At 52.3% G+C, this 25,989-nt stretch carries 18 protein-coding genes; 8 read left to right on the forward strand and 10 right to left on the reverse strand.

Annotated elements, in window-relative coordinates; genetic code table 11:
• The first annotated feature begins 151 nt into the window (after window positions 1-151).
• A complete protein-coding gene (locus ATY27_RS06415) occupies window positions 152-1,144 on the forward strand; it encodes an IS110 family transposase (RefSeq protein ID WP_208932112.1) in 993 nt (330 codons plus the stop codon).
• Between the two features lie 119 nt (window positions 1,145-1,263).
• On the opposite strand, the gene zapE is transcribed toward ATY27_RS06415, so the two are convergent.
• The 7 genes from zapE to ATY27_RS06450 all read right to left on the reverse strand — a co-directional run bounded on the left by zapE (window position 1,264) and on the right by ATY27_RS06450 (window position 10,342).
• Window positions 1,264-2,385: a cell division protein ZapE gene (gene zapE / locus ATY27_RS06420; protein ID WP_208932111.1), complete on the reverse strand. Its 1,122-nt coding sequence runs from the start codon at window positions 2,383-2,385 to the stop codon at window positions 1,264-1,266.
• A 62-nt stretch (window positions 2,386-2,447) separates the two neighbouring features.
• Entirely contained in the window at window positions 2,448-3,494 is a 1,047-nt protein-coding gene (locus tag ATY27_RS06425) for a M48 family metallopeptidase (RefSeq protein ID WP_208932110.1), read from the reverse strand.
• Window positions 3,494-4,549 carry a YjgN family protein gene (locus ATY27_RS06430; protein ID WP_208932109.1) on the reverse strand — a complete coding sequence of 352 codons (1,056 nt, stop codon included), beginning with the start codon at window positions 4,547-4,549 and terminating at the stop codon, window positions 3,494-3,496. The genes ATY27_RS06425 and ATY27_RS06430 overlap by 1 nt, the downstream gene beginning before the upstream one ends.
• A 93-nt stretch (window positions 4,550-4,642) precedes the next feature.
• Complete coding sequence (locus ATY27_RS06435) at window positions 4,643-6,673, reverse strand: S9 family peptidase (protein ID WP_208932108.1); 2,031 nt, start codon at window positions 6,671-6,673, stop codon at window positions 4,643-4,645.
• A gap of 110 nt (window positions 6,674-6,783) precedes the next feature.
• Window positions 6,784-7,647 carry an amino acid ABC transporter gene (locus ATY27_RS06440; protein ID WP_208932107.1) on the reverse strand — a complete coding sequence of 288 codons (864 nt, stop codon included), beginning with the start codon at window positions 7,645-7,647 and terminating at the stop codon, window positions 6,784-6,786.
• Between the two features lie 157 nt (window positions 7,648-7,804).
• A complete protein-coding gene (locus ATY27_RS06445; protein WP_208932106.1) occupies window positions 7,805-9,025 on the reverse strand; it encodes a homoserine O-acetyltransferase in 1,221 nt (406 codons plus the stop codon).
• A 15-nt stretch (window positions 9,026-9,040) separates the two neighbouring features.
• The gene (locus tag ATY27_RS06450; protein ID WP_208932105.1) at window positions 9,041-10,342 is read right to left on the reverse strand and encodes a GntP family permease; all 1,302 of its coding nucleotides are present in this window, start codon (window positions 10,340-10,342) and stop codon (window positions 9,041-9,043) included.
• 271 nt (window positions 10,343-10,613) lie between these two features.
• Between ATY27_RS06450 and ATY27_RS06455 the strand changes: the two genes are divergently transcribed.
• The 6 genes from ATY27_RS06455 to ATY27_RS06480 all read left to right on the forward strand — a co-directional run bounded on the left by ATY27_RS06455 (window position 10,614) and on the right by ATY27_RS06480 (window position 18,526).
• Complete coding sequence (locus tag ATY27_RS06455) at window positions 10,614-12,851, forward strand: TonB-dependent receptor (RefSeq protein ID WP_208932104.1); 2,238 nt, start codon at window positions 10,614-10,616, stop codon at window positions 12,849-12,851.
• A 518-nt stretch (window positions 12,852-13,369) separates the two neighbouring features.
• Entirely contained in the window at window positions 13,370-13,945 is a 576-nt protein-coding gene (locus ATY27_RS06460; RefSeq protein WP_208932103.1) for a hypothetical protein, read from the forward strand.
• A gap of 522 nt (window positions 13,946-14,467) precedes the next feature.
• Window positions 14,468-15,115: a response regulator transcription factor gene (locus tag ATY27_RS06465; RefSeq protein WP_208932102.1), complete on the forward strand. Its 648-nt coding sequence runs from the start codon at window positions 14,468-14,470 to the stop codon at window positions 15,113-15,115.
• A gap of 40 nt (window positions 15,116-15,155) precedes the next feature.
• Entirely contained in the window at window positions 15,156-15,734 is a 579-nt protein-coding gene (locus ATY27_RS06470) for a DUF3617 family protein (RefSeq protein ID WP_208932101.1), read from the forward strand.
• Between the two features lie 95 nt (window positions 15,735-15,829).
• Window positions 15,830-17,056 carry a WD40 repeat domain-containing protein gene (locus ATY27_RS06475; protein WP_244151367.1) on the forward strand — a complete coding sequence of 409 codons (1,227 nt, stop codon included), beginning with the start codon at window positions 15,830-15,832 and terminating at the stop codon, window positions 17,054-17,056.
• Window positions 17,057-18,526: a diguanylate cyclase gene (locus ATY27_RS06480; RefSeq protein WP_244151366.1), complete on the forward strand. Its 1,470-nt coding sequence runs from the start codon at window positions 17,057-17,059 to the stop codon at window positions 18,524-18,526.
• Between the two features lie 11 nt (window positions 18,527-18,537).
• Here ATY27_RS06480 and ATY27_RS06485 read toward each other — a convergent pair whose 3' ends face one another.
• Both ATY27_RS06485 and ATY27_RS06490 read right to left on the reverse strand, forming a co-directional pair.
• Window positions 18,538-22,068 carry a PAS domain-containing hybrid sensor histidine kinase/response regulator gene (locus tag ATY27_RS06485; RefSeq protein WP_244151365.1) on the reverse strand — a complete coding sequence of 1,177 codons (3,531 nt, stop codon included), beginning with the start codon at window positions 22,066-22,068 and terminating at the stop codon, window positions 18,538-18,540.
• Between the two features lie 77 nt (window positions 22,069-22,145).
• Window positions 22,146-22,898: a 3-hydroxybutyrate dehydrogenase gene (locus ATY27_RS06490; RefSeq protein ID WP_208932099.1), complete on the reverse strand. Its 753-nt coding sequence runs from the start codon at window positions 22,896-22,898 to the stop codon at window positions 22,146-22,148.
• Between the two features lie 436 nt (window positions 22,899-23,334).
• Here ATY27_RS06490 and ATY27_RS06495 point away from each other — a divergent pair, with 436 nt between their 5' ends.
• Window positions 23,335-24,585 carry a DUF819 family protein gene (locus ATY27_RS06495; RefSeq protein ID WP_208932098.1) on the forward strand — a complete coding sequence of 417 codons (1,251 nt, stop codon included), beginning with the start codon at window positions 23,335-23,337 and terminating at the stop codon, window positions 24,583-24,585.
• A 60-nt stretch (window positions 24,586-24,645) separates the two neighbouring features.
• Here the strand turns inward: ATY27_RS06495 and ATY27_RS06500 are convergent, their stop codons facing one another.
• Complete coding sequence (locus tag ATY27_RS06500; protein WP_208932097.1) at window positions 24,646-25,674, reverse strand: LacI family DNA-binding transcriptional regulator; 1,029 nt, start codon at window positions 25,672-25,674, stop codon at window positions 24,646-24,648.
• Between the last annotated feature and the right edge of the window lie 315 nt (window positions 25,675-25,989).

A 25,989-nucleotide genomic window follows, 5' to 3' on the forward strand; every position in this document is an offset into this window, starting at 1 on the left:
GAGTAGCCCCCCGCCTCATTGCTCAACTCGAAGAGTATCCGGAAGCCTTGTATTACAAGGACTTCGCATCACAAGGTCGAGCCGGGCATCAAGTGCGAGGTCGGGGAGCCGGTGACTATTCTGGCCTATTTGATGTTCAAAGGGGAAGCATATGAGTGGTTTTGTTGGGATTGACGTTGCTGCGAAGACTGTTGATTTGGTAGTCAGAGATGATGACAAAACCAGTAAGTCCGAACAGTTCAGCCAAACACCTGATGGCCATGCTGCTGTGGTGCGCAAGCTACAAAAGCTAGCCCCTGAACTCATCGTGATGGAAGCAACCGGGATTTATTATCTCGACCTTGCGGTGGCGTTAGCGAAGGCAAATTTGCCCGTGGCAGTGATTAATCCCAAGAGTTTTCATCACTTTGCAGCGCTTAAGCTTAATGGCAACAAAACAGATGCGGTCGATGCTGCACTACTGGCAGAGTTCGCGCAGTGCATGAGACCGCGCTTATGGACGCTGCCTCAAGATGAACTGCTTGGACTTCGCGATATTGGCCGGCAGCTCAACCGGTTAACAGGCAGTCGCACTCAGGCAAARAATCGTTTGCATGCGTTGATGTCCAAAGGGATGACGTTGCCAATGCTGATTGAAGACGAGCAGGAAGGCATTGAGCAACTGGAACGACGCATCAAACGTCTGACTCAGGCAGCTTTGACACTGATTGTCAGTAATGAAATCTTAGCTGCACACTTTGACCGACTGACGGCCGCCAAAGGCATTGGCGAGACCAGTGCCATCGCGATATTGGCGGAGTTGTGCGTATTGCCATCGACGATGAAAGCCCCGCAGGTCAGTCGTTATGCGGGACTGGACGTACGCAAAACCGAATCTGGTAGCAGCGTCAACAAACCCGGGCGCCTGAGCAAAGCGGGTAATGCCTATCTGCGTGCAGCTCTGTACATGCCAGCAATGAGCGCAGTTCGTCATGATGTCAGAGCCAGAGCGTTTTATGAGGCGTTAACCGGGCGTGGCAAAAAGAAAATCCAGGCACAATGCGCCGTAATGCGGAAATATCTGGTTGGCATCTGGGCCTGCATGCAGACCCAGACTACCTTCGACTCAAGTTTGTTGTTCAGCGAAAAGCACCTGAACCATTGACCGGAAACAGAGTATCTACACTCAAATCGGGGAAGTAGGTACCGGCAAGCAACGCGCCGCCGTACAATTAAGACCCTGGGTTATGCCCGCAACTGGCACAAAGCCCACTGAATCGCCCGCTATTGTGAGGTCTGGAAAGCCGGATCCGCAGCCGGCCAGCGCTGCATTTCATGCAGCCTTGATACCGTGCGTTCAAAAGCAAAACTGAGCTGACTGGCCTGATACCATTGCTCGGGGGGCGTGCTTGCCGTACAGAGTAACAACACCCCGCGCTCGTAACATTCGTCGACCAGCGCGATCAGCCGGCGGGCTTCATTGTCGAGTTTGCTGACAAAAACATTGCTGTGCTCGCGCTGATAACTCTCTTCGACACCATGTAAAATGGCGGTGTCGCTTTCGGGCAGAAACTGCGGAATATCCGCCAGCGCGATGGCCCGATACTGTTTGCTTTGATCCTGCTTGCCCTGATCTGGCTGACACAGCGTCATGTAATCGAGCTGGCTGCGTGGACCGCTGCAAAGCGCCATAAAATCAAAGGCAATCACCTGGTCATTGCGCCACAACGCCGGGATCGGCCTGCCATGCAGCTGGATCAGCGGGCAGGGCTCAACAGCGCCAAATAGCTGCTCTGCTTGTTGTTGCAGCCAGACGCTCGTTTTATTTATGCCGAGATAGCGCCAGTCGGTTTGTTGCTGGCGGCGGTAGTCAATGCCGGCATCAAGACTGCAAATGTGGCAATGTTGCTGTAATAAATCGATAAAGGGCAGGAAGCGGGCGCGCTGCAGGCCATTTTGATACAAGTCTTCCGGCGCGCAGTTCGACGTGGCGACTAAAACCACACCTTCGGCAAACAGCTGGCGCCATAATGTGGCGAGTAACATCGCATCGCCAATGTCGCTGACAAAAAACTCATCAAAACACAGCAGCTGATACTGCTCTGCCCAGCTGCGAGCGACATGCACCAGCGGGTCAGCCTCACCTTGCCTGGCGCGCAATTCCTGATGCACCGCCGCCATAAAATGGTGAAAATGCAGTCGCAACTTACGTGGCGTTGCGGTGCTGTCGAAAAACCAGTCCATCAGCATGGTTTTGCCACGACCAACCGGGCCATAAATATAAAGCCCTTGTCGGACTGGAACTGTAGCGACCTGCACCGACAATTGTTGCAGCTGTAACCAGACCTGCTGTTGCTGCTGGTCCAGTTGCATAACGGGCTTCGGTAGTACCGCGTGAATAGTCATGAAAAAGTCCGGCACGGTCAAAATGACGCGAGCATAACAGTGACCGCGTCCGGATCAAGCGTTTATTGTGGTTTTTCCGCCAATTTTGTTGCCGTGTTGATCCGCTCATCACTGCTCGGGTGACTGCTCAGATAACGCAGCAATGACTCCAGTTGGCTCGTGGTGCTGCTTTTTTTGCTTAACGCACTGATCGCATCTGCAAAAGCGGCGGGGGATTTGTCACGCGCTATTAATTGCTGCGCCGAAAACAAATCGGCCTGACGCTCCATATCGCGTGAAAATGCGGCATCTAACAATGCTGTGCCGCTACCGATCAGCGTATCAGCGACCCCTTCCAAATCGCCGGTCACTAAGGTCAGCAGCATTGTTGATGCCATTGAGCGGGCCAGCAATTGCATGCCATGCCGGTGAATACTGTGACCTGCTTCGTGCAACAACACGGCCACCAGCGCATCCGGTTTGTCCTGCAGCAGGTCGATCAACTGGTCGGTAAAAACGATAGTGCCATCGGGCAGGGCAAAAGCATTAGCGCCAATACGCCCGCCGTCGCGGAATTCAATACGGTATTGGCCTTGCGCCGGCAATAACGATTCAAGGCCGGACAATTCCTGCAGCCACTGAGAACGATATTGGTGCTGACGTTCGGCAGGCAGTTTTGAAGGTTCCAGATGCAGCTGATCCAGTATGTTTAAAGTCTGGTGACTGGTGATTTGGTACACTTTGTCCGGAAACAACGGCACCAGCCGTTCGGCGGTGGCTGGCATGCCAACAGCTAACCACCACCAGCCCAACAATGGCAGCAGTAACAAAGATGCCAGAATTAAACCTTTGTTTTGCTCCAGTTTTTCGCTGAATCCGGCAGCAGAGCGCCGGGCCGGCCGATAGCTGGCATCGGCAGCGCAAAATAGCGCGCCATCCGCCAATTGCCATTCTGCCGGCAAGCCAGGGATCAGCGCCTGCAGATGTAAGGTATTGACAGAGCCAGTCGTGATCAACAGGGCTTCAGACGTTTGCCACAGTTCAAAATGACTGTCGTCCAGCCGCAACTCTGCGTCGACCTTTCGGTTTTGCCCCGGATAAAAATAGCTGCCTTGAATAATCTGCATCATCAAATCAACGCAAAATCAACGTCGTACAAGTCAGCAAGTTCTTCAGCGACAACAGAGGATGGTGTACTCAATTGATCGTATAACTGATCCAGCGCCGGATATAAGGTGATTTTGGTACCAGCGGCCAGCAATTGCGCCTTACGGACTTTGGTCCAAGGAAATGCCAGACCGGCAGTGACCAGTAATAACAACAGGTTGGTGACGGCGACATACAGCGCTGTTGACACAGGTACGGTAGATTCCAGTTCAACCAGGCCTTCAAGTCGGGTCCGGCTGAACAGGTGGTTGCGGATCCAAATCTGATACAACGTCCCTGATAACGTGCCAATCAGCGCATAACTGAAAAACATCGTTGCTGTGACCAGCATGCTGTTTTCCGGGGCCGCCGCCGCTGGGTCGGCATAAATACTGGTGCCAATGATGAAGCCCATCAGCAGGACAATCCCCATGCTGAGCAGACCAGACAAGAAAGTGGCGGCATAATAAGGACTGACATCCGGAGCAGTCTGAAACGATTTTTTACCATAAGTGCTGTGCTGAACGATGTATTTGTCTAGCGCCCGCATCGCCAGAGGTAATGCCAGAAACAGCGTAAATAAACTGAGCAATGGGTAGATCACAAAATTGAGCAATGAACCCAGATAAGTACCATTAAAACCAAAGCGCACGTTGCGGTAGCTGGTCATACGGAAGTTAAATTTGAGGCTTTGATTCAGTAACCATGGGGTCAGAAACAGAAATACAATGGCGAATATCAGGGCAAAGATCGGAAAGAAATGGCTGAGCAGCGAAATGACGGCGAAAAATGCAACGGCAATCAACCGACCTTTCAGAATTTGCAGCGGGGTTGCCAGATAACGGAAACCCTGACCATCAACACGGCTATGACCGTAGAAATACTGCAGGGTTCTGACTTTGGCCCATGCGGAATAAATGCCTAAAGTCAGCACTGATAACAGCAGGTTGACGATCCAAATGCCAAAATATTCGCGGCCATTGCCAGTGAAGAGTACTTGCGTGGTGCGAGGTTCAAGCGAAGTCGTTTGTAGTTCCATCTGAGGGCTCCATTTTTGTAAGCCCTCATTAGAAACATTTAGTCACAACATTGTCAAATTATGTAACTTATGTACCTTTATTCGCTGAAATCATTATTCACTTGGCCCTTTGCCAATATAACGCTCCAGCCATTGACCAAATTCGTGGTACCAATAAATCGAGTTTTGTGGTTTTAAGATCCAGTGATTTTCGTCCGGGAAATACACCAGTCGGGCATCAACGCCTTTGCCTTTCAGCACACCATACAGCGCTAAACCTTGCGTGACCGGCACGCGGTAATCCTGTTCACCATGGGTGATCAGCATTGGTGTATTGAAGTTTTCCGCGAACATAGCCGGGCTGGCTTTGAGCACATTGTCTTTGTCTTTCCACGGTGAGCCAGCATAAGCGTAGGTTCGCAGTAGTGTGCTGTCTGAGGCAAACTGCGCCATCAGGTCGTAGACACCGGCGTGATTGATCAGCGCTTTGTACTTAGTGCTGTGACCGGCGATCCAACTGACCAGATAACCACCGTAACTGCCACCGGCCGCGGCAACACGGCTTTCGTCGATATAACCGCGTGAGGCCATGTAATCAATGGCGGCTTCACTGTCAAAAAACGGCTTGGTCGCATGGTCACCGTGGATCGACGCGGTAAAGGCTTCACCAAAACCGGTAGAACCGTGGAAATTTGGCATAATGACGACATAACCCATGGCGGCAAATACCTGTGGATGCCAGCGCGTGCCAAAGGCATCATTAAATGCACCATGCGGGCCGCCGTGTAACAGACTGAGTAACGGCCAGCGTATGTTGGTATCAAAATTCGGTGGGAAAATGACAAACATCTGGATTGGTTTGCCATCCGAGCCCGGATAGTTCATCTCTTCGACTTTACCCCATTGGGTATTTTGTTGCAGCGCGCTGTTGATCTGGCTGATTTGTTTTAATGTGCGGCTTTTATTGTCGAGCAGGAAAATCTCCGGCAACTGGCTGATGCCATGTTGCACCAGCGCAAACTGGGCCGGTCCTGCCACCTGCACTTGTTCATTACTGGCCTGACGCAGCACTTGTTTCACCGGTCCGCCGGCGGCTGGCACTGAGAATAACGACACCCGCGCTTTGTCTTCAGCGAGGAAATACAGCATCTGGCTGTCTTTGCTGAAAAACCATTGCTGTGGCGACAAATCAATATTGCCGGCCAGCACTGTGGCGGTTTTGGCAGCGAGGTCAAAGCGGGTCATTTTAACGTTATCGTTACCAAAATCGGTGCGTTTTTGTGCGCCGTACAGCAAGCTGCGACCATCCGGGCTGAACACAGGTTTACTGTCGTCCGCCGGGTTGGCTTCGGTCAGATTCACCGCTTTACCGCTGCCATCAGTCGGCACTAAATACACATCAAAATTCAGGCTGTTATACGGCGGTTTGCTACTGACAGCACTGAGCGCCAGCTGTTGGCCGTCCGGTGATAAATCAAATTCCACCCCACCATCCAGACTGGTCCATTGCGTCCAGCCCGGGGTCAGCGCCTGTACTTCACCACTGTTCAGGTCATAGGCAAAAAACTGTGTGACTTTGTCGTCGGTCAGAAAATGATCCCAATAGCGATACATGCGGTTTTCACTGACTTTGGCCGAATGCAGCGGTTTTTTCTCAGCTTTTAACAAGGCAAAATCGCCGGCAAAGCCGGCCGGCACTTCAGCGCTGAACAGGATTTTTTTACCATCCGGGAAAAAGCGTGGATTGCTGACGCCAACCGGTAAATCGGTCAGCTGGCGCGCTTCGCCGGCGCCCAGGGTCAACAATTGCAGCTGGTTTTTTTCACCATCGCGTTTGGAGACAAACACCAGTTGACGGCCATCCGGGCTCCAGGCTGGCTGATTGTCCGCCGCCGGATGAAAGGTCAGTTGGGTTTGTTTGCCGGAACCCAGCTCCAGCAGATGCAGATCAGCGTTGCTTTTATTTTTCGCCAGATCATAGCGGTTCAGACTGAATACGGCGCGTTGGCCATCCGGTGATACCTGCATACCGGTTGGTTTTTGCACCTGGTAAAGGTCGGTGGCGGTCAGTGGCGCAGCCGGGGCCGCTTGTAAGGCATAACTGGACAGAGTAAACAACAGACTGAATGGCAAGCATAATTTCATCGGAATTGTCCTGACAAAAGGCACATCAATGAGGCTAGCATAGGGCAAGCAACGCTATGCAGGCAACAAAAGCGGACAGTCTGCGCTATCAGCCTGACCAACGACGTTTGTTATTGCACCGGTGGGGGCACGGCAGCGGGCGTGACCGGCGCTGGTTGCAGATAGGACCAGGACAGATAACGACGGTAAATGGCGGAGCCTTTGTCAGATCCAAGCTGCCGCCACAACGCATCGGCACTGGCCTGATGTTGCTGATAAAACTGGTGACTGAACAGCAGATAACCGACATTGACATGTAATGCCGGCTGCATCACTACCAGACCGCGATCAATGATGTTCGGTGACACCACAGACTGTCCGGCGATCTGACATAAAGTGGTGACGGCATGCACCCGGCCGGCCTGCAGCAGTTCGAGGTCCATCGTGCCGGATAAGGTGTAATGCATCAGTACTTGTTTCGGACCCGGTACAAGCAAAGGGGCATAACCCAGCGGCCGGGCGACCACCAGACTGTCGATACCACTGACCCTTTTACCATCCCAATGCCAGGAACTGCCGCTTTTCTGCACCAGACAAGTGTGATGCTCGCTGAAAGCGCGCTGTGGATCCGGCCGTAAATCCAACATCGGAAAGCGGCCAATGGATTCGCGCTCGGGTCTGTAGCTGGCGACTACAGCATCGGTCTCGCCACTTTCCAGTTTGGCCAGGCAGCGCTTCCAGGGCCGGCGTTCCAGCTGCAGGCTGATACCTGGCAGGCTGGCTACCAGCTGTTGTAAGTGTTCGATAGTAGCGCCGGGATTGTCTTTGGGGATCGTTGCACCGTGGCCGCGGTAGTAGGGTTCCAATGGTTTATCTTCATAACAGAAACGCAGCAGCACTTGATTTTTCGCCGGCACAACGACTTGCGCGGCCTGAAGATTGGCTGTGAACAGTGTGGTCAGTAATAAGCTCAGCAACGCAGAAATTCGCAGCACAGCACTTTATCCAAGACAACCGGACTTGCAGTATCGCACAGATTTCGCACAGAAGAAAAAACCGGGCAAAGAGGCATAACTTTGCCACGGTTGGCCCAAACAGCGCGTCTGATTCAGGTTGCGCCGGGGCAGGCAGGACAAGGAAGAAAAGGGGTAATCACAGCGGTTGTTGTAAAAATGCTTTCAGTTCAGGCGCGACTGCCTGGATATTGAATAAACCGTCTAAATGACCATTCTTACCAGGAATAAGCGACAGCTGGTTCGTTGTGTTGCGGCTGCCATCCGCGCTCAGCGCTTGCTGGCTTTGCTGCGCCATCTGCGGCGTCAGCAATAAATCACCGGCGGCGGGCAGCCACAACACCGGTGCTTTGATGTTTTGGATGGCTTGTTGCCAGTTATCGCCCATGCCGGCGCGCCATAATTGCGAGGCGCGCACCAGATACAGCAAATGATTAGCGTCCTGCAGCGCCGCGCGTTGTGTGGCGACCGCGAGCAACTGGTCCAATGCGCTGAAACTGGCGCGGATATCCTGATGAGCGGCTTTATCTGCGCGTAAATCCGGATATTTCTGGTTAAAGCCGGCTGGATTTAACGCATCTAACGTGATCCAGGCCAGCGCCATGGCAAGCCCTGCAGTTGGTTGCTGCGGTTTGTCGTAATAATCGCCTTGTTGCCAGTGCGGATCGGTTTTGATTGGATAAGCCCAGCGTTCTAACTTGATGGCGCTGTAGGCGTCCATATAAGCAGTGCCGATCACCGGTACCAGCCGCTGCACCCGCTCAGGATAACGCTGCGCCCATTCTATCGCCTGAAAAGACCCCATCGAGGCACCGACCACTGCATGCAGTTTGTGAATGCCAAGGCTGTCCAATACCGCTTTTTGTACTTCAACAAAATCGGTGATGGTGACCACCGGAAAGTTCAGGCCATAACGTTTACCAGTCGCTGGATTAATGCTGGCGGGGCCTGTCGTGATCACGTGGGGATCTTTGACATTAACATTGGCCAGCGTATCAACGCTAAGAACATAAAATTGATTGGTATCAATGGCTTTGCCAGGGCCGATAATGGCATCCCAATAACCGGGGGCGGCGTCTGTCGCCTGATAACGGCCGGCCGCATGCGAAGTGCCGGAAAAAAAATGCGTAATTAAAATCACGTTCGATTTGTCGGCGTTGAGCTTGCCGTAGGCTTCCCAACCGACCTGCACCTGTTTTAATTCAACGCCATTTTGGGTAGTAAAATTTGCCAGTTCAAAGCGTTGTTTTTGCACCAGCGGAAGCTCTGCGGCCTGACTGTACAGAGCGCAGAGCAGGCTGAGTGCCAAGCTCAGTACCAAACTCAGTAAAAGAGCGCCGGATTTTATTAGATTTCGCATGCGAAACTATCCTGTTTAAAACCACTGAAATAATAAAATCGCGAGGCCAGTGCCAAGTGCCGGCACGACTACTGTGACCGCCGCCACCGGCCAATAGGCCTGTTGATGGGTTTCGCCACAAATCGCCCGAATCGTCGTCACCACATAACCGTTATGCGGCAAGGAATCCAAAGCGCCGGAGGAAATGGCGACAACACGGTGCAACTCTTCAGCGTCGACGCCACGGTCCAGATAAACTGGTGCCAGTTCTGGCAGCGCAATGGCCTGGCCACCAGAGGCTGAGCCGGTGAGGCCAGCAATCGCACTGACGGCCACCGCTGCGCCTAACAGTTCTGGCCCTGGCAGATGTGTCATGGTCTGGACAATCTCAGTAAAAGCCGGTGTTAGTTTGGCGACGGCACCAAAACCAACGACTGCGGCAGTGTTGCCAATCGCCAGTAAAGATCCCATCACACCTTCGTTCAATGCTTTATCGAGGCTTTGAATAAAACGCCGGTTCAACAAATACAATGCCAGCACACCGCCACTTAAGGCCACAATCAGTGCGGCTTGTTGCAGGCTGTGATGCAGCCAGTTCGACAAGCCCAGCACCACCAGCAGCGGGATCAGCCCCATCATTGGATGCGGCAGGGCGCGGTCGGTCAGTTGCGGGTCGCTGTCGCGGCCGATAAAGACTTCACCTTGCGCCACGGCACTTTTAATCATTTTGCTTAACCAGGCATACCCAAAAGCCGCCATAAAAATCGCCACGACAATACTGACTTCCCAGCCGGCATAAGGCGAGGTGTGCAGGTATTGAATCGGGATCCAGTTCTGAATTTCCGGCGAGCCGGCTGAGGTCATCGTAAAGGTGACAGAGCCTAAACCCAGTGCAGCCGGAATAAAACGGCGTGGTAAGTTGGCATCTTTAAACAAACTGACGGCCATCGGATAGGCGGAAAACGCCACGACAAACACCGACACACCGCCGTAGGTCAGCACGGCACAGGCCAGCACGACGGCTGCGACTGCATGCGCCCGGCCCAGTTTTTTCACGATCCACAGGGCGACGGCATCAGCGGCGCCGCTGTGCTCCATCAGTTTGCCGAACAGCGAACCTAACAAAAACATCAGAAACCAGGCCGCGACAAAACCGGAAAAACCGTTCATGTAGGCGTGGATAAAATCGGCGTTGCCAGTCGTTTGCCAAAACGGAATGCCATTGGTGACAGCGACAAACAACGCGCACAAAGGCGCCAGAATAAACAGGTTCAGCCCCCGCATCGTCAGCCAGATTAGCAGGCAGAGGCCAAGCAACAAGCCGGTTAAACTCAGCATAAAAATGGTCCTTGCTTCGGTTTTTTCTGAGTCTGAGCCATCAGGGCAGGTATCTCTATAGTACTAAGGTACAGATTAACATTTCATCAGTTCAGCCTAAAGTAACGCTATCAGTCTGAGCGTGCCGTCACTGATTTACCCGTGCCCCGATTTTTATGACAGCGGCAACCAAGCGGGTTAGTATCAGAGCCGACCGTTCGGGGGACATATAACAAGTAACTGAAATACATCAGAAAGATAAGTGATAGCCGAGATCAGCAGGAGATGCCCGATGGCCCAGAATAATTATAAATTGCACCGTACCACTCACACTTCGTTTAAACCTGCGTTGCTGGCACTGACTATCAGCGCCGTGCTGGCGGGCCCCGTTTATGCGGCTGAGCAAAGCGCTGAACCTGCGGCGAAAAAAGAAGAGGCGGCACTGGAAGTGATCCAGGTCACTGCACGTCGCACCGCCGAAAATCTGCAATCGGTGCCAGTGGCGGTGACGTCGATTGGCGCGGAAGACTTAAAGCAAAAAGGTATCGAAAACCTGACGGCTATCCAGCAACAATCACCAAATACCACGTTGCAGGTGTCGCGTGGCACCAATAGTACGTTAACGGCATACATTCGCGGTATTGGTCAGCAAGACCCGCTGTGGGGCTTTGAACCGGGCGTCGGCATTTATATCGATGACGTGTACATGGCGCGGCCACAAGGCGCGGCGATGGATATCTATGATGTCGAACGCATCGAAGTATTACGTGGCCCGCAAGGCACTTTATACGGTCGTAACACTATTGGTGGCGCGGTCAAATATGTCACTAAGCCACTGAGCGGTGAAGACGAATTTGCCATTCGCGGCACTGTCGGCAGCTACCATCAACGTGATTTAAAACTGTCGGGGCAAAAAGCCATTACTGATAAGTTTTCTGTTGGCGCTGCCGGGGCATTTTATGACCGCGACGGTTTTGGTAAATACCTCAATACCGGCGCAGAAAACTACAACAAAGACATCATCACCGGCCGTTTCAGCGCACAGTATCAAGCCCTGGACAATTTGCGTTTCAACTTCGCCTACGACAAAACCAAAGATGATTCGAATTCAAAAGGCGGCCACCGTTTAACGCCTAGTTTGCTGACTAAAGAAACTCCGCCGTCAAATGTGTATGACTCCAACACCAGCATGCCAGCCACCAACATGGTGCGTACTGAAGGTCACTCGCTGACGATGGCGTGGGATATCAATGCCGACTGGACGATGAAAGCCATCACGGCCAAACGTGAAGGCGTCACCGACACCAATATCGACTTTGATGCCACCAAACTGCCGTCGCTGGACGTACCGGCTTTTTATGAAGATGAACAAACCTCACACGAGCTGCAGTTCCTGTATAACAGCGGCCCGCTGAAGTTTGCGTCAGGCCTGTATTCATTTGAAGGCGATGCCTGTGGTGCTTTTGGCACTGTGCTGGTGTCTGGCCTTGGTGTGACCATTGAAAACGGTGGTTGTGTGCAAACTGACTCTTTCGCCGGTTATGCACAGGGGACTTATCAGGTCAATGATCAGTGGTCGTTCACTTTGGGCGGTCGTTACACCGAAGATGACAAAGACGCCAACGTCTATCGTTATGTTTATCTCGGTTACAAACTGCCACGTATTAGTGCGACCAAAATCGGCACTCAATCTGATTTTAAAGGCAGCGAAAACTTCAGCCATTTCTCGCCACGCGTGGGCTTTGAATATCAGGCCGATGACAACATGATGGTGTACGGCTCTTATACCGACGGCTTTAAATCCGGTGGTTTTGATATGCGCGGCAACCAGTCAGTCAACCCGAATGCCGGCGACCCGTACCAGCCAGAAACGGTTGATACCTATGAACTGGGTGTGAAAAGCGAATGGCTGGACCGTCGCCTGCGCTTAAATGCCGCAGTATTTACCTCGGCTTATGATGATATGCAGGTGACAGTACAACGCGCCGTCAATAACACGGTAGCGTCCCAAGTACTGAACGCGGCCAGTGCCGATATTAACGGCATCGAACTGGAAGCGACTGCAGTTGCCTCCGATGCACTGCAATTTAATCTGATTGTCGGTTATACCGACGCCAAGTTTAACGAAGTGCTGTTTTATGATGCCGTGACTAAAACTACGTCAGACGTATCTGGTTTGTGGTCTTTTGCCAACACGCCGGAACTGACTGCCACCTTAGGCGGCAAATACACAGTGGCAATGTACGGCGGCGAACTGGTGCTGAATGCCAACCTGTCACACCGCAGCGAAACACAGATCTTTGAACTGCCATCGATGCTGGACTACGGCGGTTACACGCTGTTTAACGCCGGTGCCACCTGGTATTCCGCCGATGGTCACTGGGATGTGTCACTGCAGGGCCGTAACTTAGGCGATAAGATCACCCGCATCGCCGGTTACAACTTCCCGCTGCTGGCGGCCGAGCAAACCATCACCGCGTACTACGGTGACCCAAGAACTGTGAGTTTGTCGCTGGGCTACCGGTTCTGATCACACAGCAACTGAAGCATTCGCGGTGTTTTAATTGAAGCAAAGCCTTGTTGAAAAACAGGGCTTTTTTATTGCCAGTGACGTGTTTCAGCCCGGCAGCAAAAACGCTATGTGCTGGTGGTGAAGCCATGGGCACGCGTCGTTGAGACCATGAGGTCACTGAACCTTTGTTTGAAAACGGCTTTGCACAGCTGGTAAGAATTCCCGACAGGGCCGGATATGCTTTTTATATGTTAACAGAATGGCTTTATTGTTATGCTGTTTTCAGACTTGGATTGAGTGTGCGTCGGCTGGACAAACAGTTCCATCAGGCGCAGTAAGGCATTACTCTGATTGGTAAAGAACTGTCTGTATGCAGCCCTATAAACAAAACTGAAGGTAGTCGTAGCGAAGTTTTTTACAATGCAGGTTAAACGCAAAAAATTGTGGGAAATATAATCCTTGAAATTTAGGGTATGAATGGTGGTAGGGTGAAAATAAAAATATGGATATTGTTGGCTGGTTTACTGAGCCCGGTAATGTCATACGCCCAAGCGGTTTGTGGTGCAGAGATTCAAAATTATCTGAAAAAATTTGAATCTAAAGGTGCTGAAAGGAGTATCTACAGAGCGAAGTTGACTAATCAAATTATAATTCATCGTATTCCAGATTATACGGATGAGCGTTGGACTCCCTTTACTGCTATTCAAATTGTAGATCTGGATGCGGACGGGAATATAGAGATTATCGGACGTTATGACGATCCGAAGTGGCATAGCTATAGGAATAGGCAGGTCATATTAAACTCGATGTCACAAGCAGAGTTGGATGAAATCATTGATTCTGGTGATGTATGGCCCAGCCGGTTTTTTTCGAGTGAGAAGTTTAAAGATGTTCTTTATCTTTATTCAGAAAATAATGCTAGCGAAATAATGCCATATCATGTACTTCATAAAGTGCTTCCAGGATATAAAGTTAACTATAAGGAAGTGTTTTTAATTGATGCGGTGGCCTACTTGTTAGTTGCTCCAAGTCTGGAATACAGAACGGCTGGTAAGTATTTCGTTTTCAAACTCAAGGGAGCTAGCTATTCAGAATACTGTCAGTATAAATGATATTTGTGCTGGTCTTTTTTTTATGGCTTCGTATGTAGGTTTTATGCTGTATAGTTAACTTTTTTAAAGTGAGGTGTGGCTTCTTGAGATATTTCGCATATGCAGCAGTAGCAGCTATATCATATTTGTTATTCAGTGTTGATTTTTTTAATCAGTACTTTCGTGGTGACCAGTTCATATTTTTCATCGTTTTATTTTTTGTTTCGATCGTCTTGTCGGTTTTTGTTGAAATCTCAGCATTGCGTAAAGTAACCGCGCCGTCGCTGAAATTGAATTTTTCGGCTGACAGGGTTAGGGTTTTCGTTATTCAGGTCGTTCTTTTGATTGTTATGTTTACATTAGTTACATGGCTGGTGAATTTTGTAGATTTGATAGACCATATTGTGTATGGCTTGGTTATATATTTTTTTGTCGGTGCTTTATTTGAATCTTGCAGATATTTAAGGGGGCGGTAGTATGCGCGCTTGCATCATTGCACGCCCTACCGCATCATGGTCGTTCTGCTGTCTGGACCTGTGACTTATGATTGCCATTATTGCTGATGATCACCCGTTATTCCGTGTTGCCTTGTCGCAGGCGCTACAGACGATTCTGGGCCTGGATGCCAGCCTGTATCAGGCGCATAGCATGGCGCAGTTGTGGCCTTTGCTGCGCGCACATCCGGATACTCAACTTATTTTGCTCGATTTAAAACTACCGGACGCCGAAGGTTTTGCCGGTCTGACTGCATTGCGTACTGAATATCCGGATATTTCGGTGCTGATGGTGTCGGCGATTGAAGATCCAGCCGTGATTAAACAGGCGCTGAAACTGGGCGCTGCGGCTTATTTACCAAAATCTGCGCCATTGGAAGTGCTGACCGAAGCGGTCGATGCGGTGATGGCCGGCGAGACCTGGTTACCGGCCGATTTACAACAAAGTGTGGCGCAGGCGCAGGATCTGATTGACGCAGAATTCGCTGGCCGGCTCGAGCAGCTGACGCCGCAACAATTTCGTGTGCTGAAAATGATTGCCGATGGTCTGTTAAACAAACAAATCGCCTATGAAATGAATGTGCAGGAAACCACCGTCAAGCAGCATGTGTCAGCGATTTTGCGCAAACTCAATGTCAATAACCGCACCCTGGCCGGGATCTTATTTGAAAAACTGAAACTTCCGGATACCCTGTAGCCTCTAACTGCCAGTCTTCAGCATCCCGGGAGAGCGCCGCATGCGCCGTTTCACTTTATTTATCCTTTCTTGTTCCACCTTGTTCAACACTTTTCACAGCCACGCCACGCAGTTGCAGCCGCAAACCGGGCACTGGCGCAGTCAGCATCAGGTGCTGGTCAATGGCGAAGATATTCTCAAGCAAATGCAGGCGTTACAGTCACAGGTGCTGGCGGCAGTACCGGAAGAACAACGGGCTTTAGTCGCCGGTATGATGCCAAAAAAAGACTTAAGTACTGCGCAGGAATGCCTGACCGCCGCTGAAGTCGCCTTATTAAAAACCCCGGAGCAATGGCTGAGCCGGGCAAAAAAAGACTTACCCCGCTGCCAGCTGCAACTGACCGGCAGCACTGCCAATACAGTGTCGGTCAAAGGCCAGTGTCAGGATCAAGGCGGTTACACCGGATCGCTGCAAGGCACAGTCACGTTAAAAACGTCGCAATGGATGCAGATGAATATGCAGGGCACCGGTCGTTATAAGATGCCGCTGCCGGGTCAGGCGCAAAATGGTGATGTGCAATTTAAACTGAGCAGTGAATCGCGCTGGCAAAGTGCTCATTGCCCGGCCGGGATGCGTTAATCCGGTTCTGCCGATGGATTTGCTGTTAGCAGAATGTTGCTGTCCGTCGACCTTTGTTGCATGCTGGGCACGGTATTTTTGCTCAACAGGATGACATGATGACAAGCACCACCTCCACCAATGGCCAGCCGAGCTGGCAACAGACACCACAAACCGGTTTACAGGTTAATTCAGTCGCCGTCAGTCCGGATGGGCAACTGACGGTCGGCGGTACCTCCAGTGAATTTGGTACTGGTCAGTTTAACTTTTATGGCTATGACGCTACCGGCAGCCAGCTCTGGTCGGTGCCGGTTACAGCCGCCAATGTGACGCAAGGCATTTTCTGGGTTGCGGTCAGCGACGATAAACGCTTTGCTGCTTGTGGTGGTGAAACCAGCAAAACCTGTGGCTTCCTTTGTATCCTCGATGCCAACACTGGCAGCATTTTGTTTCAGGACAACAATTTACCGGCGCGGGTCAATCAACTGATATTTAGCAGCGACGGCACTTTATTGCTGGCGGATTTCCAGCACGAATTACGTTTGTACCACTATGCCACCGGCAGTACTGTGGCGCCGGTCTGGTCTCTCAGCGACAGCATGGCTTTGCCGGCTGATTTTTCCAGCTACAGCGCGGTGCTGGCGCCAAATGGCAGCCGGGTCTGGGTCGGGGCGATTAATTACAACGTCAAGCCGGTGTATACCGGTCTGGTGCAGCAGATTGTGCTGGATAACGGCAAATTTGGCGCGGCGACCAGCTATCAGCAAGCACAGGGCGTGATGCGGGTGGTTACGACCACCGACGGGGCTTATGCCGCCGCCGCGTTACACGATGGCAGTTGTGCCTTTTTTCAGGCGGTGCAGCCCAGCACGGCCTTTGTCTACAAACCAGATTTGACCGGACTGAATATCGCTTATGCCATTGCGATCACCCAGACGCCGACCCTGCAGTTGGTGATAGTCGTTGGCGCTAATCAGGGGCAAGCCGGCGTGTTATATCGGGTCGATGCAGAGCAAACCGCGTCGGAGATCGCCAACTATCCGGTGTGGGGGCCTGTGCTGCGCTGGAGTAAACCAGTGCAATATGCGGTCAATCCCGGCGTGACGTTAGATCTGGCGGCAACGCGGGTCAGTGCCACCGACGGTAAGCCGGATGAAAGCAGTGGCGGCAGCAATCAAAACGAATCGCCGGGCAACTTTTATCTGTTCGATGCTTGTTCTGGTCAGCAGCTGTGGCAATATGGCACCAAGCTGATGAACTGGCCCATGACGCTGACGCCCGACGGTAACACCGCGGTCGGTGGTAGTGATGATGGCAGTATTTATTACTGGAAGTTGTCGTAAGTGAAATCCGAAAGTCTGCACCGCGCAACGTTGTTTGATCGCCGGCTCTGGCAGGAGAGGCTGCAGCAATCCTGGTTGCTGCGCAACGTGGCATTGTTATGCCTTTGGCTGCTGGTGTTTGAGATCGGCTGGCTGGTGGAATATACCCATCATGCCAGTGTTTGGTATCCGGTTGCGGGTCTGACTTTCGCGTCTTTGTTATTACTTGGTTTTTCCATCTTGCCGGCCTTATTGACTGGCTGCGTACTGATCACTTTTTACACCGCCCGTCATTACCAAATCTCACTTGATGAACTGCAGTTGCTTAAAGCCGGGCTGTTGTTTGGTCTGGCGCATATTCTGCCGTATGCCGTCGGCGCTATTGTGCTGCGCACGCTGGCAAAACAAGGTGCGCGCGATATCAGCCGCATCATCGTGCAGTTTTTAGTGATCGCAGCGGTCAGTTCGTTTTGCGCCACCTGGCTGGTGATCCCAACGCTGGTGGTGACGGACATGATGGCCGAAGCGGAAGTCGCGGCGACCTGGCTGCCGTTCTGGATTGGCGATATGGCCGGCGTGATGGTGCTGGCGCCGTTTTTTGTCGGTTTGTTAAGCCGCGTGATGCCAAGTGCTTTGTTCCGGCTGACGGATTTGGCCGGGCTCAAACAACAGCAGTTCAGCTCAAAGTATCTGATGAAACTGTTGCTGAATGCGCTGTTACTGACTTTTTGTATGCTGTTGGCCAAGGTCACCGACTCGCCCAACAGCGCTTTTGCCATTTTCTTCCTGGTGATCCCGCATATGTGGATCGCCTGTTCTGAATCAGCGTTGCTGAATGTCAGCAGTGTAGCTTTGTCGAGTTTCCTGATCGCGTTCTGGGTGCATCTGTTTGGCTTGATGGACTATGTAATGGTCTATCAATTTGCCATTAATGTCATTGCGGCTAATACCTTATTTGGTTTGGCGATCCCAACTTTGTTGGCGGATAACCTGCAGCTGCGCAAAGTCGCATTCACCGACAGCCTGACGCAGGTGGCGTCGCGTGATCGGCTGGAACAGCGCGCGGCACTGGAAATTATCCGCAGTCAGCAGGATCACAAGCCGCTGTCGTTGCTGGTGTTTGATATCGATTATTTTAAGCGAATTAACGATGAGTTTGGTCACCATGTTGGTGATCAGGCGCTGCAGCAACTGGCACGGCTGGCACAACAGTCGCTGCGGCCAGCTGATTTGCTTGGCCGCTTTGGCGGCGATGAGTTTGTCGTGTTATTGCCACACACTGAAATCGCCGCGGCACTGCATATCGCTGAGCGGATCATTGAGCAGTTACAACAGGTGTATATCGCTGATGTGCATCAGCTGACCGCCAGTTTTGGCGTGGCGCAGCTGCGCACCGACGAAGACTACGAACAACTGTTCCGGCGGGCTGACCGCGCCTTGTATCAGGCCAAACTGGCCGGCCGCAACCGCGCTTGTCTGGCGGCGGATTAAAGCAGTATTTATCAACGCAGCAGGCGTTGTAGCAGCCGTTTCAGATTGGCCGGTTTTAACGGTTTCAGCATAAAGTGGAAGCCGTTATTCAGTGCGTGATCACGCGTTTGTTGCTGCTGGTCGGCCGAATGGATCAACACCGGCACCTGCAGTGCATAATGCTGCTGCAGCTGCATCGCCACTTCGACACCGGTCGCGCCCTGGTCCAGATGATAATCAAACAACAATAAATCGACCTGATGGCCGGCACTGAGCCAATGCAGCGCCTGTGCCGGCTGCTGTGCGACTAACACCTGACAATCCCAGCTTCTGAGTAGTGCCGCCACCGCGCCGGATAACTGCGGGTCGTTATCGAGCAATAAAATCGTTTTGCCGCTGAAACTGACTTGTTGCTCCCGCGGCGCCAGCACCGGAGCCGCCGTCGCGGCAGCCGTGCACAAAGGCAAAGTGACGGCAAAACAGCTGCCTTTACCCGGCGCTGATCGCAGCGTCAGCGGGTGCTGCAGCAAATCACTGATGCGCTGGCTGATGGCGAGGCCAATACCTAAACCCTGATTGTCCGCCTGTTTGCCTTGCTGAAACTCCAAAAAGATCCGTTGCTGTTCATCCGGGCGGATGCCAATGCCGGTATCCCAAACCTCGATGCGTAGTGCTGGTGCTCCCTGCAGCCGGGTGCGCCGGCAGCCCAGCAGAATTTTGCCCTGTGGGGTGTAGCGTAAAGCGTTGGCGACCAGATTCTGCACGACGCGACGCAATAAGCGGCTGTCAGTGTCTACCCAAAGCCGGCTTGGCCGGTAGCGGAACTGGATCGGTTTACCTGCAGATAATAAACCAGCTTCCCGGGCGATTTGATCGAGCAGACTGCCAACACTGGCCGGTGCCTTTTGCGCTTTGATCACGCCGGCATCGAGTTTGGTCAGTTCCAGAATACTGGCCAGCAGTTCTTCGGCGGAATTGAGCGACGCCGCCAGATCCCGGGCTAATTGCTGCACCTGCGCGTCGGTGCTTTTTTCGCGGATTAGGCCACAAAACAAGGCGGCAGCATTAAACGGCTGTAATAAATCGTGGCTGGCGGCGGCAAAAAAACGGTTTTTGCTGGCAGTATGTTCCTCCAGCTGTTGTTTGGCAGTGGCCAGCTGCTGATTCAGCAGTTCCAGTTCTGAGGTGCGGCTCATCACGCGTTGTTCCAGTGTGCTGTTACTGGCTTCCAGTTGTTGCTGCACGGCGATAAAAGAGCTGACATCGCTGTAAGTCGTGACAAAACCACCGCCCGGTAACGGATGACCCTGCATCTCAAATACCCGGCCATCGCGCTGGCGGCGCTGAAAACGATAACTGCTGCCCTGACGCAGGAAATTCAGCCGTTTTTCGATCTCGGCGCTGATTTGCGTCGCATCCGGCATGGCGGCATCGTGAAACCAACCGCGTTCAGCGTTGTAGCGGATCAAATCTGCCACTGGCCGACCGACTTCAATCAAACCAGCGGGATAAGCAAACATCTGCAAATAACGCTGGTTCCAGGCAATCAGCCGCAGGTCAGCGTCCACCACACTGATGCCCATGCTGATATTGTCGATAGTGGCGCGCAGCAGCGCCTGATTAAACAAATACACCTGACTGGCTTCGTCGACGAAGCGGGCCACCGATTCCAGCGGTAACTGGCTGTTTTTGCCGGCGGCATTCAGCAGCAATCGCATCGACGCACCACCGACGACGGCGGCCAGTGTGCGTTCGGCGCTTTGTTGCAGACTTTGCGGTGCCCGTGCTTCCAGTTGTGGTGTGGTGCTTTTAAAGTGGCGTTGTAATAGCAGCCGTGCTTCGCGTTCGCCGGCAAATCGACGCACCAGTAAATAACAATCCTGGACCGTCAGCGGCGGCGACGGCTGCGTGGCTTGCGGTTTGCTCTGGCGGAAAAAACGTGCGCTTTCCAGATATTCAGTCAGCCGGGTCTGACTGAGCTGGCTGACCAGCAACAACATCAGCGTATTGACACTGAGACTGACCACGACACCGAGACTGATCAGGTCAAACTGACCGCCTAATAACGCATTCGGTGCCAGGGCCGACAGGCCAAAAGGGCCCTGACTGAGCCAGTCCCAGCGTAACAGACCGGCGCGGCTGAGTTCGGGCAATAACAGAATATAGGCCCAAAGCGCGGCACCGCTGAGTAAACCAGCCAATGCACCCTGACGGTTCACCCGCCGGCTGCTGAGCCCTAAAATCAGCGCCGGCGCCAGTTGGGCAATCAAAGCAAATGCCATCAGCCCGAGCTGAGCCAGGCCGGTTTCTGTGCCGATCAACAGGTAATACAGATAGCCCAGCGTTAACACACTGAGCATCGACAACCGGCGCAGCGTCACCATCCGGATCCAGGGTTTGCCATCGGCCGGTTTTTGTTGCTGCCGGTAAATCAGCGGTGTCAGCAAGTCGTTGGTGATCATGATGCCCAGCACCACAGTGGCAACGATCACCATACTGGTGGCCGCAGAAAAACCGCCAAGATAGGCCAGCAGCGCCATGTCGGTGCGATTGGCAAATAATGGCAGCTGCAGCACGACTAAATCGATACTGGCATGATGGCCCAACAATAAGGTGCCGGCGAGTGCCACCGGCAGCGTAAACAGACTCATCAGCAGCAGGTAACCCGGGAAGATCCAACGCGCATGCTTCAGATGCCGCAGGTGCTGAATTTCGACAAAACTGACATGGAACTGGCGTGGTAGGCATAACGTGGCGGCAAAACCGAGCAAGACATGGATCCAGTACACCGAAACCGGTGCGCCCTGACTTTGCAGCGTGGCCACCTCGTTGGACAGCGCCGCTTTGGCAAAAATATCGGCAAAGCCATCAAACAAACCAAACACAACAAAACAACCGACTGCCAACAGTGCCAGTAGTTTGACCAGAGACTCAAAGGCGATGGCGGTCATCAGACCCGGATTGGGTTGGTGGGCCTTGGCACTGCGACCAACAAATAACATGGCAAAAACGGCTAACCACAGGCTGACATAGAGGCCGGTGTCCTGATACCAAAGTGTTGCTTTGCCAGTGCCAATCAGTTTATCGGTGCCAACCAAGGCGTTGATACTGGTTGATACCGCCTGTAACTGCAGCGCGATATAAGGGATCACCGCCATTAATACAATCAGCGTGGTGATCACGGCAAGCAAGCGCGAGTGGCCATAACGCGTGGCAATAAAGTCGGCGACTGAGGTAATGCGCAGCCGGCGGCAGACCATGGCAATGCGGCTGATCAGGCCAAAGCCAAACCAGAACAGTAACAACGATCCGATATATGTAGGGGGGATCCACCAGCCATTGACGGCGGCCTGCGCGGTGACGCCATAAAAAGCCCAGCTGGTGCAGTAAATGGCGAGCGCAAAACTGAACACCCAAGGCGCCAATGGATGTTTACCGGTAAAACGCCGGCCCAGGCGACCGACGCTGTATAACACCAATAAATAGAGCAGCGACAGCGCGGCAATGCTGCCAATGCCAATACTGCCCTGACTCAGAATCATCTCAGATGTTACCGGTTCCACCGCGAAGCCTTTGATTGTGCCTGAAGTTCCTGCTGGCGCAAAGCATCCGCCGGCCGTTTACCCTGTAACGATTGGGCTTAACGCGCCGTCCAGCCGCCGTCAAGTACCAGTGTTTGGGCGGTGATATGCCGGGCGGCCGGTGCGGTCAAAAACATTGCTGTGGCGGCAATTTCATCAACACCGATAAAGGCTTTTTGCGGCATCGGCGCCAGCATGATTTTTTCAATCACTTCCGTTTCGCTGAGCTGATGCTCTTTGCACTGCGCGGCAATTTGCGCGTCAACCAATGGCGTGCGCACATAAGCCGGGCAAATGGTGTTAATGGTGAAATCAAAATCGGCATTCTCTAACGCAACGACTTTGCTAAAACCCAACAAGCCATGTTTTGCTGCGACATAAGCGGATTTAAACGGCGACGCGATCAGCGCATGGATAGAACCGACATTAATAATGCGGCCAAAGCCACGACTGCGCATGCCGGGCAGCAGGGCTTTGCTCAGCATCGCCGGGCCAGTCAGCATGACTTGTAAAAGCTGCTGCCATTTGTGTTCCGGAAATTCTTCAAGCCGGGCGACATGCTGAATTCCGGCGTTATTGACCAGAATATCCACAGCACCGGCTGCTGCTGCCGCTTGTTCGATACTTTGTTGTTGCGTTAAATCTAATAACATGGCGGAGGCGATACCGCCGGCTGCGACCAGCTCCGCGGCTTTTTCCTGTGCCAGCGTCAGATTAATATCCGCCAGGATCACTTCATGTCCGTCTGCGGCATAAGCTGAAGCCACCGCAAACCCGATACCACCGCTGCCACCTGTGATGAAAACCCGCATAACTGCCTCTTTTTGCAAAAATTCTGTTCTGAACTTCATCAGATATTCAATCTTCAGGCTAGAAGGTTGTGCACGGCAGGTAAACGGTACTTTAGTGCTATAGCGTGCACAGATGAAAAGCAGCTGGTGAAAATAACAACACCAATGCAGTTAACTGCAGCCGGCGATGGCGGCACAACGGGACTAGATTGCGAAGAACTTCACACAAGGTCATTCATAGCGCTGAGCAGTCAGAAAACCGCACAAGTCTTTGCCAGAGCCTATATCTATGCTATGTTTCGGTGCATAACAATAAAATTATCTCGTGCTTCATTCGCAGTTTAGACCGTAAAAAACAGCTGATAACAATGTGTTGTGCCGTTGTTTCGCGTTAAGTCGGAAAAAGTCCTGCTCAGTTGCACTTCATTCTGTAGACCTGTCACGTAAGGAATTCTGCATGCAGACTTCAACCGCTATGATCACCAACGACGCCGTCGTCCTCGGCTTGTTGGCGCTGATCCTCGGATTTGTATTTCATACCAGCCATAGTGCCAATCCGTTTTGGCAAAAATTTTACCGGTATGTACCTTCGGTACTGCTGTGTTATTTCATTCCGTCGTTATTTAACAGCTTTGGCATTATTGATGGCGAACATTCGCAACTGTATCAGATGGCTTCGCGTTATTTGTTGCCAGTCTGTCTGGTGTTGCTGACGCTGAGCGTCGATTTTCGCGCCATTCTGGGTTTAGGCCCTAAAGCATTAGTATTGTTCTTAACCGGTACTGTCGGCGTCGTGCTGGGTGGGCCCATTGCGCTGGCGACTGTTGGCCATTTTTTCCCGGAGCAGCTGGGTGGCGAGGGTGCAGATGCGGCCTGGCGCGGCATGTCGACTATTGCCGGCAGCTGGATCGGCGGCAGTGCCAACCAGGCTGCGATGAAAGAAGTGTTTCAGCCAAGCGGCGAGATCTTCTCGGTGATGATCACGGTCGATGTGCTGGTTGCCAATATCTGGACTGCGGTGTTGTTATGGATGGCAGCAAATGCAGCGCGCCTGGATAAAGCCAATGGTGCTGATACCCGCGCGCTGGAGCATTTAAAAGGCAAAATTGAGAAATATCAGGCAGAAAACTCCCGCAATCCGTCCACCAATGATTTGATGATGATTATTGCTGTTGGCTTTGGTGTGGCAGGTCTGTCGCACTGGCTGGCCAACATCATTGCACCATGGATTGAACAGCACGCACCAGAACTGGCGATGTATAGCCTGACCAGTACCTTCTTCTGGATTGTGGTACTGGCGACGACTTTTGGTCTGCTGTTATCCGGTACCAAGCTGCGTCACCTCGAAGCCACAGGCGCGTCTAAAGTTGGTTCGGTGATGGTGTATATCCTGGTCGCCACTATTGGTATGCATATGGATGTGACTGCCATCGTCGATTATCCGGTGATGTTCCTCGTTGGTTTAGTCTGGATCTCGATCCATGCCGCTTTGTTACTTGGCATGATGAAATTACTGAAAGCGCCGGTGTTTTACATGGCAGTTGGCAGTCAGGCCAATATCGGCGGCGCCGCTTCGGCCCCTGTGGTTGCTGCAGCTTTCCATCCGTCATTAGCGCCGGTGGGCGTGTTATTGGCCGTATTAGGTTATGCGCTGGGCACTTATGGTGGTTATCTGTCTGCACTGATGATGCAGGCTGTAGCGCCTTAACGACTAAGTCGTTGTAATAAAAAAGGAGCCGGTTGGCTCCTTTTTTGTTGTGAGTGTTTGTCAGCGCGGGCAGATGGCGGTGGATTCACGCACCAGTAATTCCGGAATAAATACCGGTTGTTGCTCAACGGCACTGCGGGTATTGCCGGGTCTGGTGTGGCGGAATAACAATTCGGCCGCTTGCGAGGCGATAGTACTATTTGGCTGGTTGGCGGTGGTCAGCGGTGGCCAGGTCTGGCGCGAGAACGGGCTGTTTTCAAAACCAACGATCGATAACTGCTCTGGAATAGCCACGTTGGCCAGCCGGGCGCTAAACAACGCACCGGCAGCGATTTCGTCGTTACAGGCAAAGATCGCCGTTGGTTTATGTGCCAGGCCTAACAAGTGCTTGGCGCCTTTGATGCCGGATTCAAACGAGTAGCTACCCGGTAAAACAAATTTCGGATTGGCCTGAATACCGCGTTTCGTCAGTGCTGCCTGAAAGCCCGCCAGACGTTCGCCACTGGAGCTGTGTTCTTCATCACCGCATAAAAACGCGATATCAGTGTGGCCCAGTTCCAGCAAATGGTTAGTGATTTTAAAGGCGGCAGTGAAGTCGTCGACTAACACACAATTAGTCAGCTTCGGCGACGGTGTAGAGCCGGAAATGATCCGGACAAAATCCACTTCAATCCGTTCCAGCGCTTCGGCTATTTCCGGCATTTCGGAAAATGGCGGCGTCAGCACCAGACCGGCCAGGCGCGCATGCTGCACCACATCAATCACTTCCTGCACAATATTGGCGGACTTGGCATTGGTTGGGTGGATCAACAGTTCATAACCATGCTTGCGGCACGCATCGAGCAAACCTTTTTGCATGTCGATGATGTAATAGGCGTTCGGGTTATCGTAGATATAACCAATGCTGTAAGAGCGGGTACTGGCCAGGTTGCGGGCGGCCGCGTTCGGCTGATAATTCAGCTCAGCAATTGCTGCGGTGACTTTATCCAGTGTGGTCTTTTTGACCGAGGGCTCATTATTCATCACCCGCGACACCGTTTTGATGGACACTCCGGCCCGTTCGGCGACGTCGTTAATCGTTACTTTCATAGCGCTTCCAGGCAAATTAAAGGCTGTCAGCCGGGTGTTTACAATAGCGGTAACAGCCCGAAAAACCGGCGCTTTACGCCAGCAATGACAGCGGTAGTCATTTTGTAAGAATTATTGAACTAAGGGATACAACGTTTTGGCCAAAACAGCAATTGTTTATTTAACAAAAAATGAGCAGCAGGCGGGAGATAAAATTTATCAATTAAAAAAGTGCAATAAATACATATTGTTATAGATGTATTTGGCGGCTAGACAAGGATGAACTCGCTGTCTTGTCCTAATATCAACCACGATCAGCCGATTGTCCTGAACGGC

The organism is Rheinheimera sp. F8 (assembly GCF_001518915.1).

Excerpts from the sequence above, each read along its gene's own strand:
- zapE (WP_208932111.1), bottom strand. The coding sequence starts at position 2,385 with ATGACTATTCACGCGGTACTACCGAAGCCCGTTATGCAACTGGACCAG.
- ATY27_RS06425 (WP_208932110.1), bottom strand. The coding sequence starts at position 3,494 with ATGATGCAGATTATTCAAGGCAGCTATTTTTATCCGGGGCAAAACCGA.
- ATY27_RS06470 (WP_208932101.1), top strand. The coding sequence starts at position 15,156 with ATGCGCCGTTTCACTTTATTTATCCTTTCTTGTTCCACCTTGTTCAAC.
- ATY27_RS06430 (WP_208932109.1), bottom strand. The coding sequence starts at position 4,549 with ATGGAACTACAAACGACTTCGCTTGAACCTCGCACCACGCAAGTACTC.
- ATY27_RS06445 (WP_208932106.1), bottom strand. The coding sequence starts at position 9,025 with ATGCGAAATCTAATAAAATCCGGCGCTCTTTTACTGAGTTTGGTACTG.
- ATY27_RS06490 (WP_208932099.1), bottom strand. The coding sequence starts at position 22,898 with ATGCGGGTTTTCATCACAGGTGGCAGCGGTGGTATCGGGTTTGCGGTG.
- ATY27_RS06475 (WP_244151367.1), top strand. The coding sequence starts at position 15,830 with ATGATGACAAGCACCACCTCCACCAATGGCCAGCCGAGCTGGCAACAG.
- ATY27_RS06435 (WP_208932108.1), bottom strand. The coding sequence starts at position 6,673 with ATGAAATTATGCTTGCCATTCAGTCTGTTGTTTACTCTGTCCAGTTAT.
- ATY27_RS06450 (WP_208932105.1), bottom strand. The coding sequence starts at position 10,342 with ATGCTGAGTTTAACCGGCTTGTTGCTTGGCCTCTGCCTGCTAATCTGG.
- ATY27_RS06460 (WP_208932103.1), top strand. The coding sequence starts at position 13,370 with ATGTCATACGCCCAAGCGGTTTGTGGTGCAGAGATTCAAAATTATCTG.
- ATY27_RS06465 (WP_208932102.1), top strand. The coding sequence starts at position 14,468 with ATGATTGCCATTATTGCTGATGATCACCCGTTATTCCGTGTTGCCTTG.
- ATY27_RS06495 (WP_208932098.1), top strand. The coding sequence starts at position 23,335 with ATGCAGACTTCAACCGCTATGATCACCAACGACGCCGTCGTCCTCGGC.
- ATY27_RS06455 (WP_208932104.1), top strand. The coding sequence starts at position 10,614 with ATGGCCCAGAATAATTATAAATTGCACCGTACCACTCACACTTCGTTT.
- ATY27_RS06500 (WP_208932097.1), bottom strand. The coding sequence starts at position 25,674 with ATGAAAGTAACGATTAACGACGTCGCCGAACGGGCCGGAGTGTCCATC.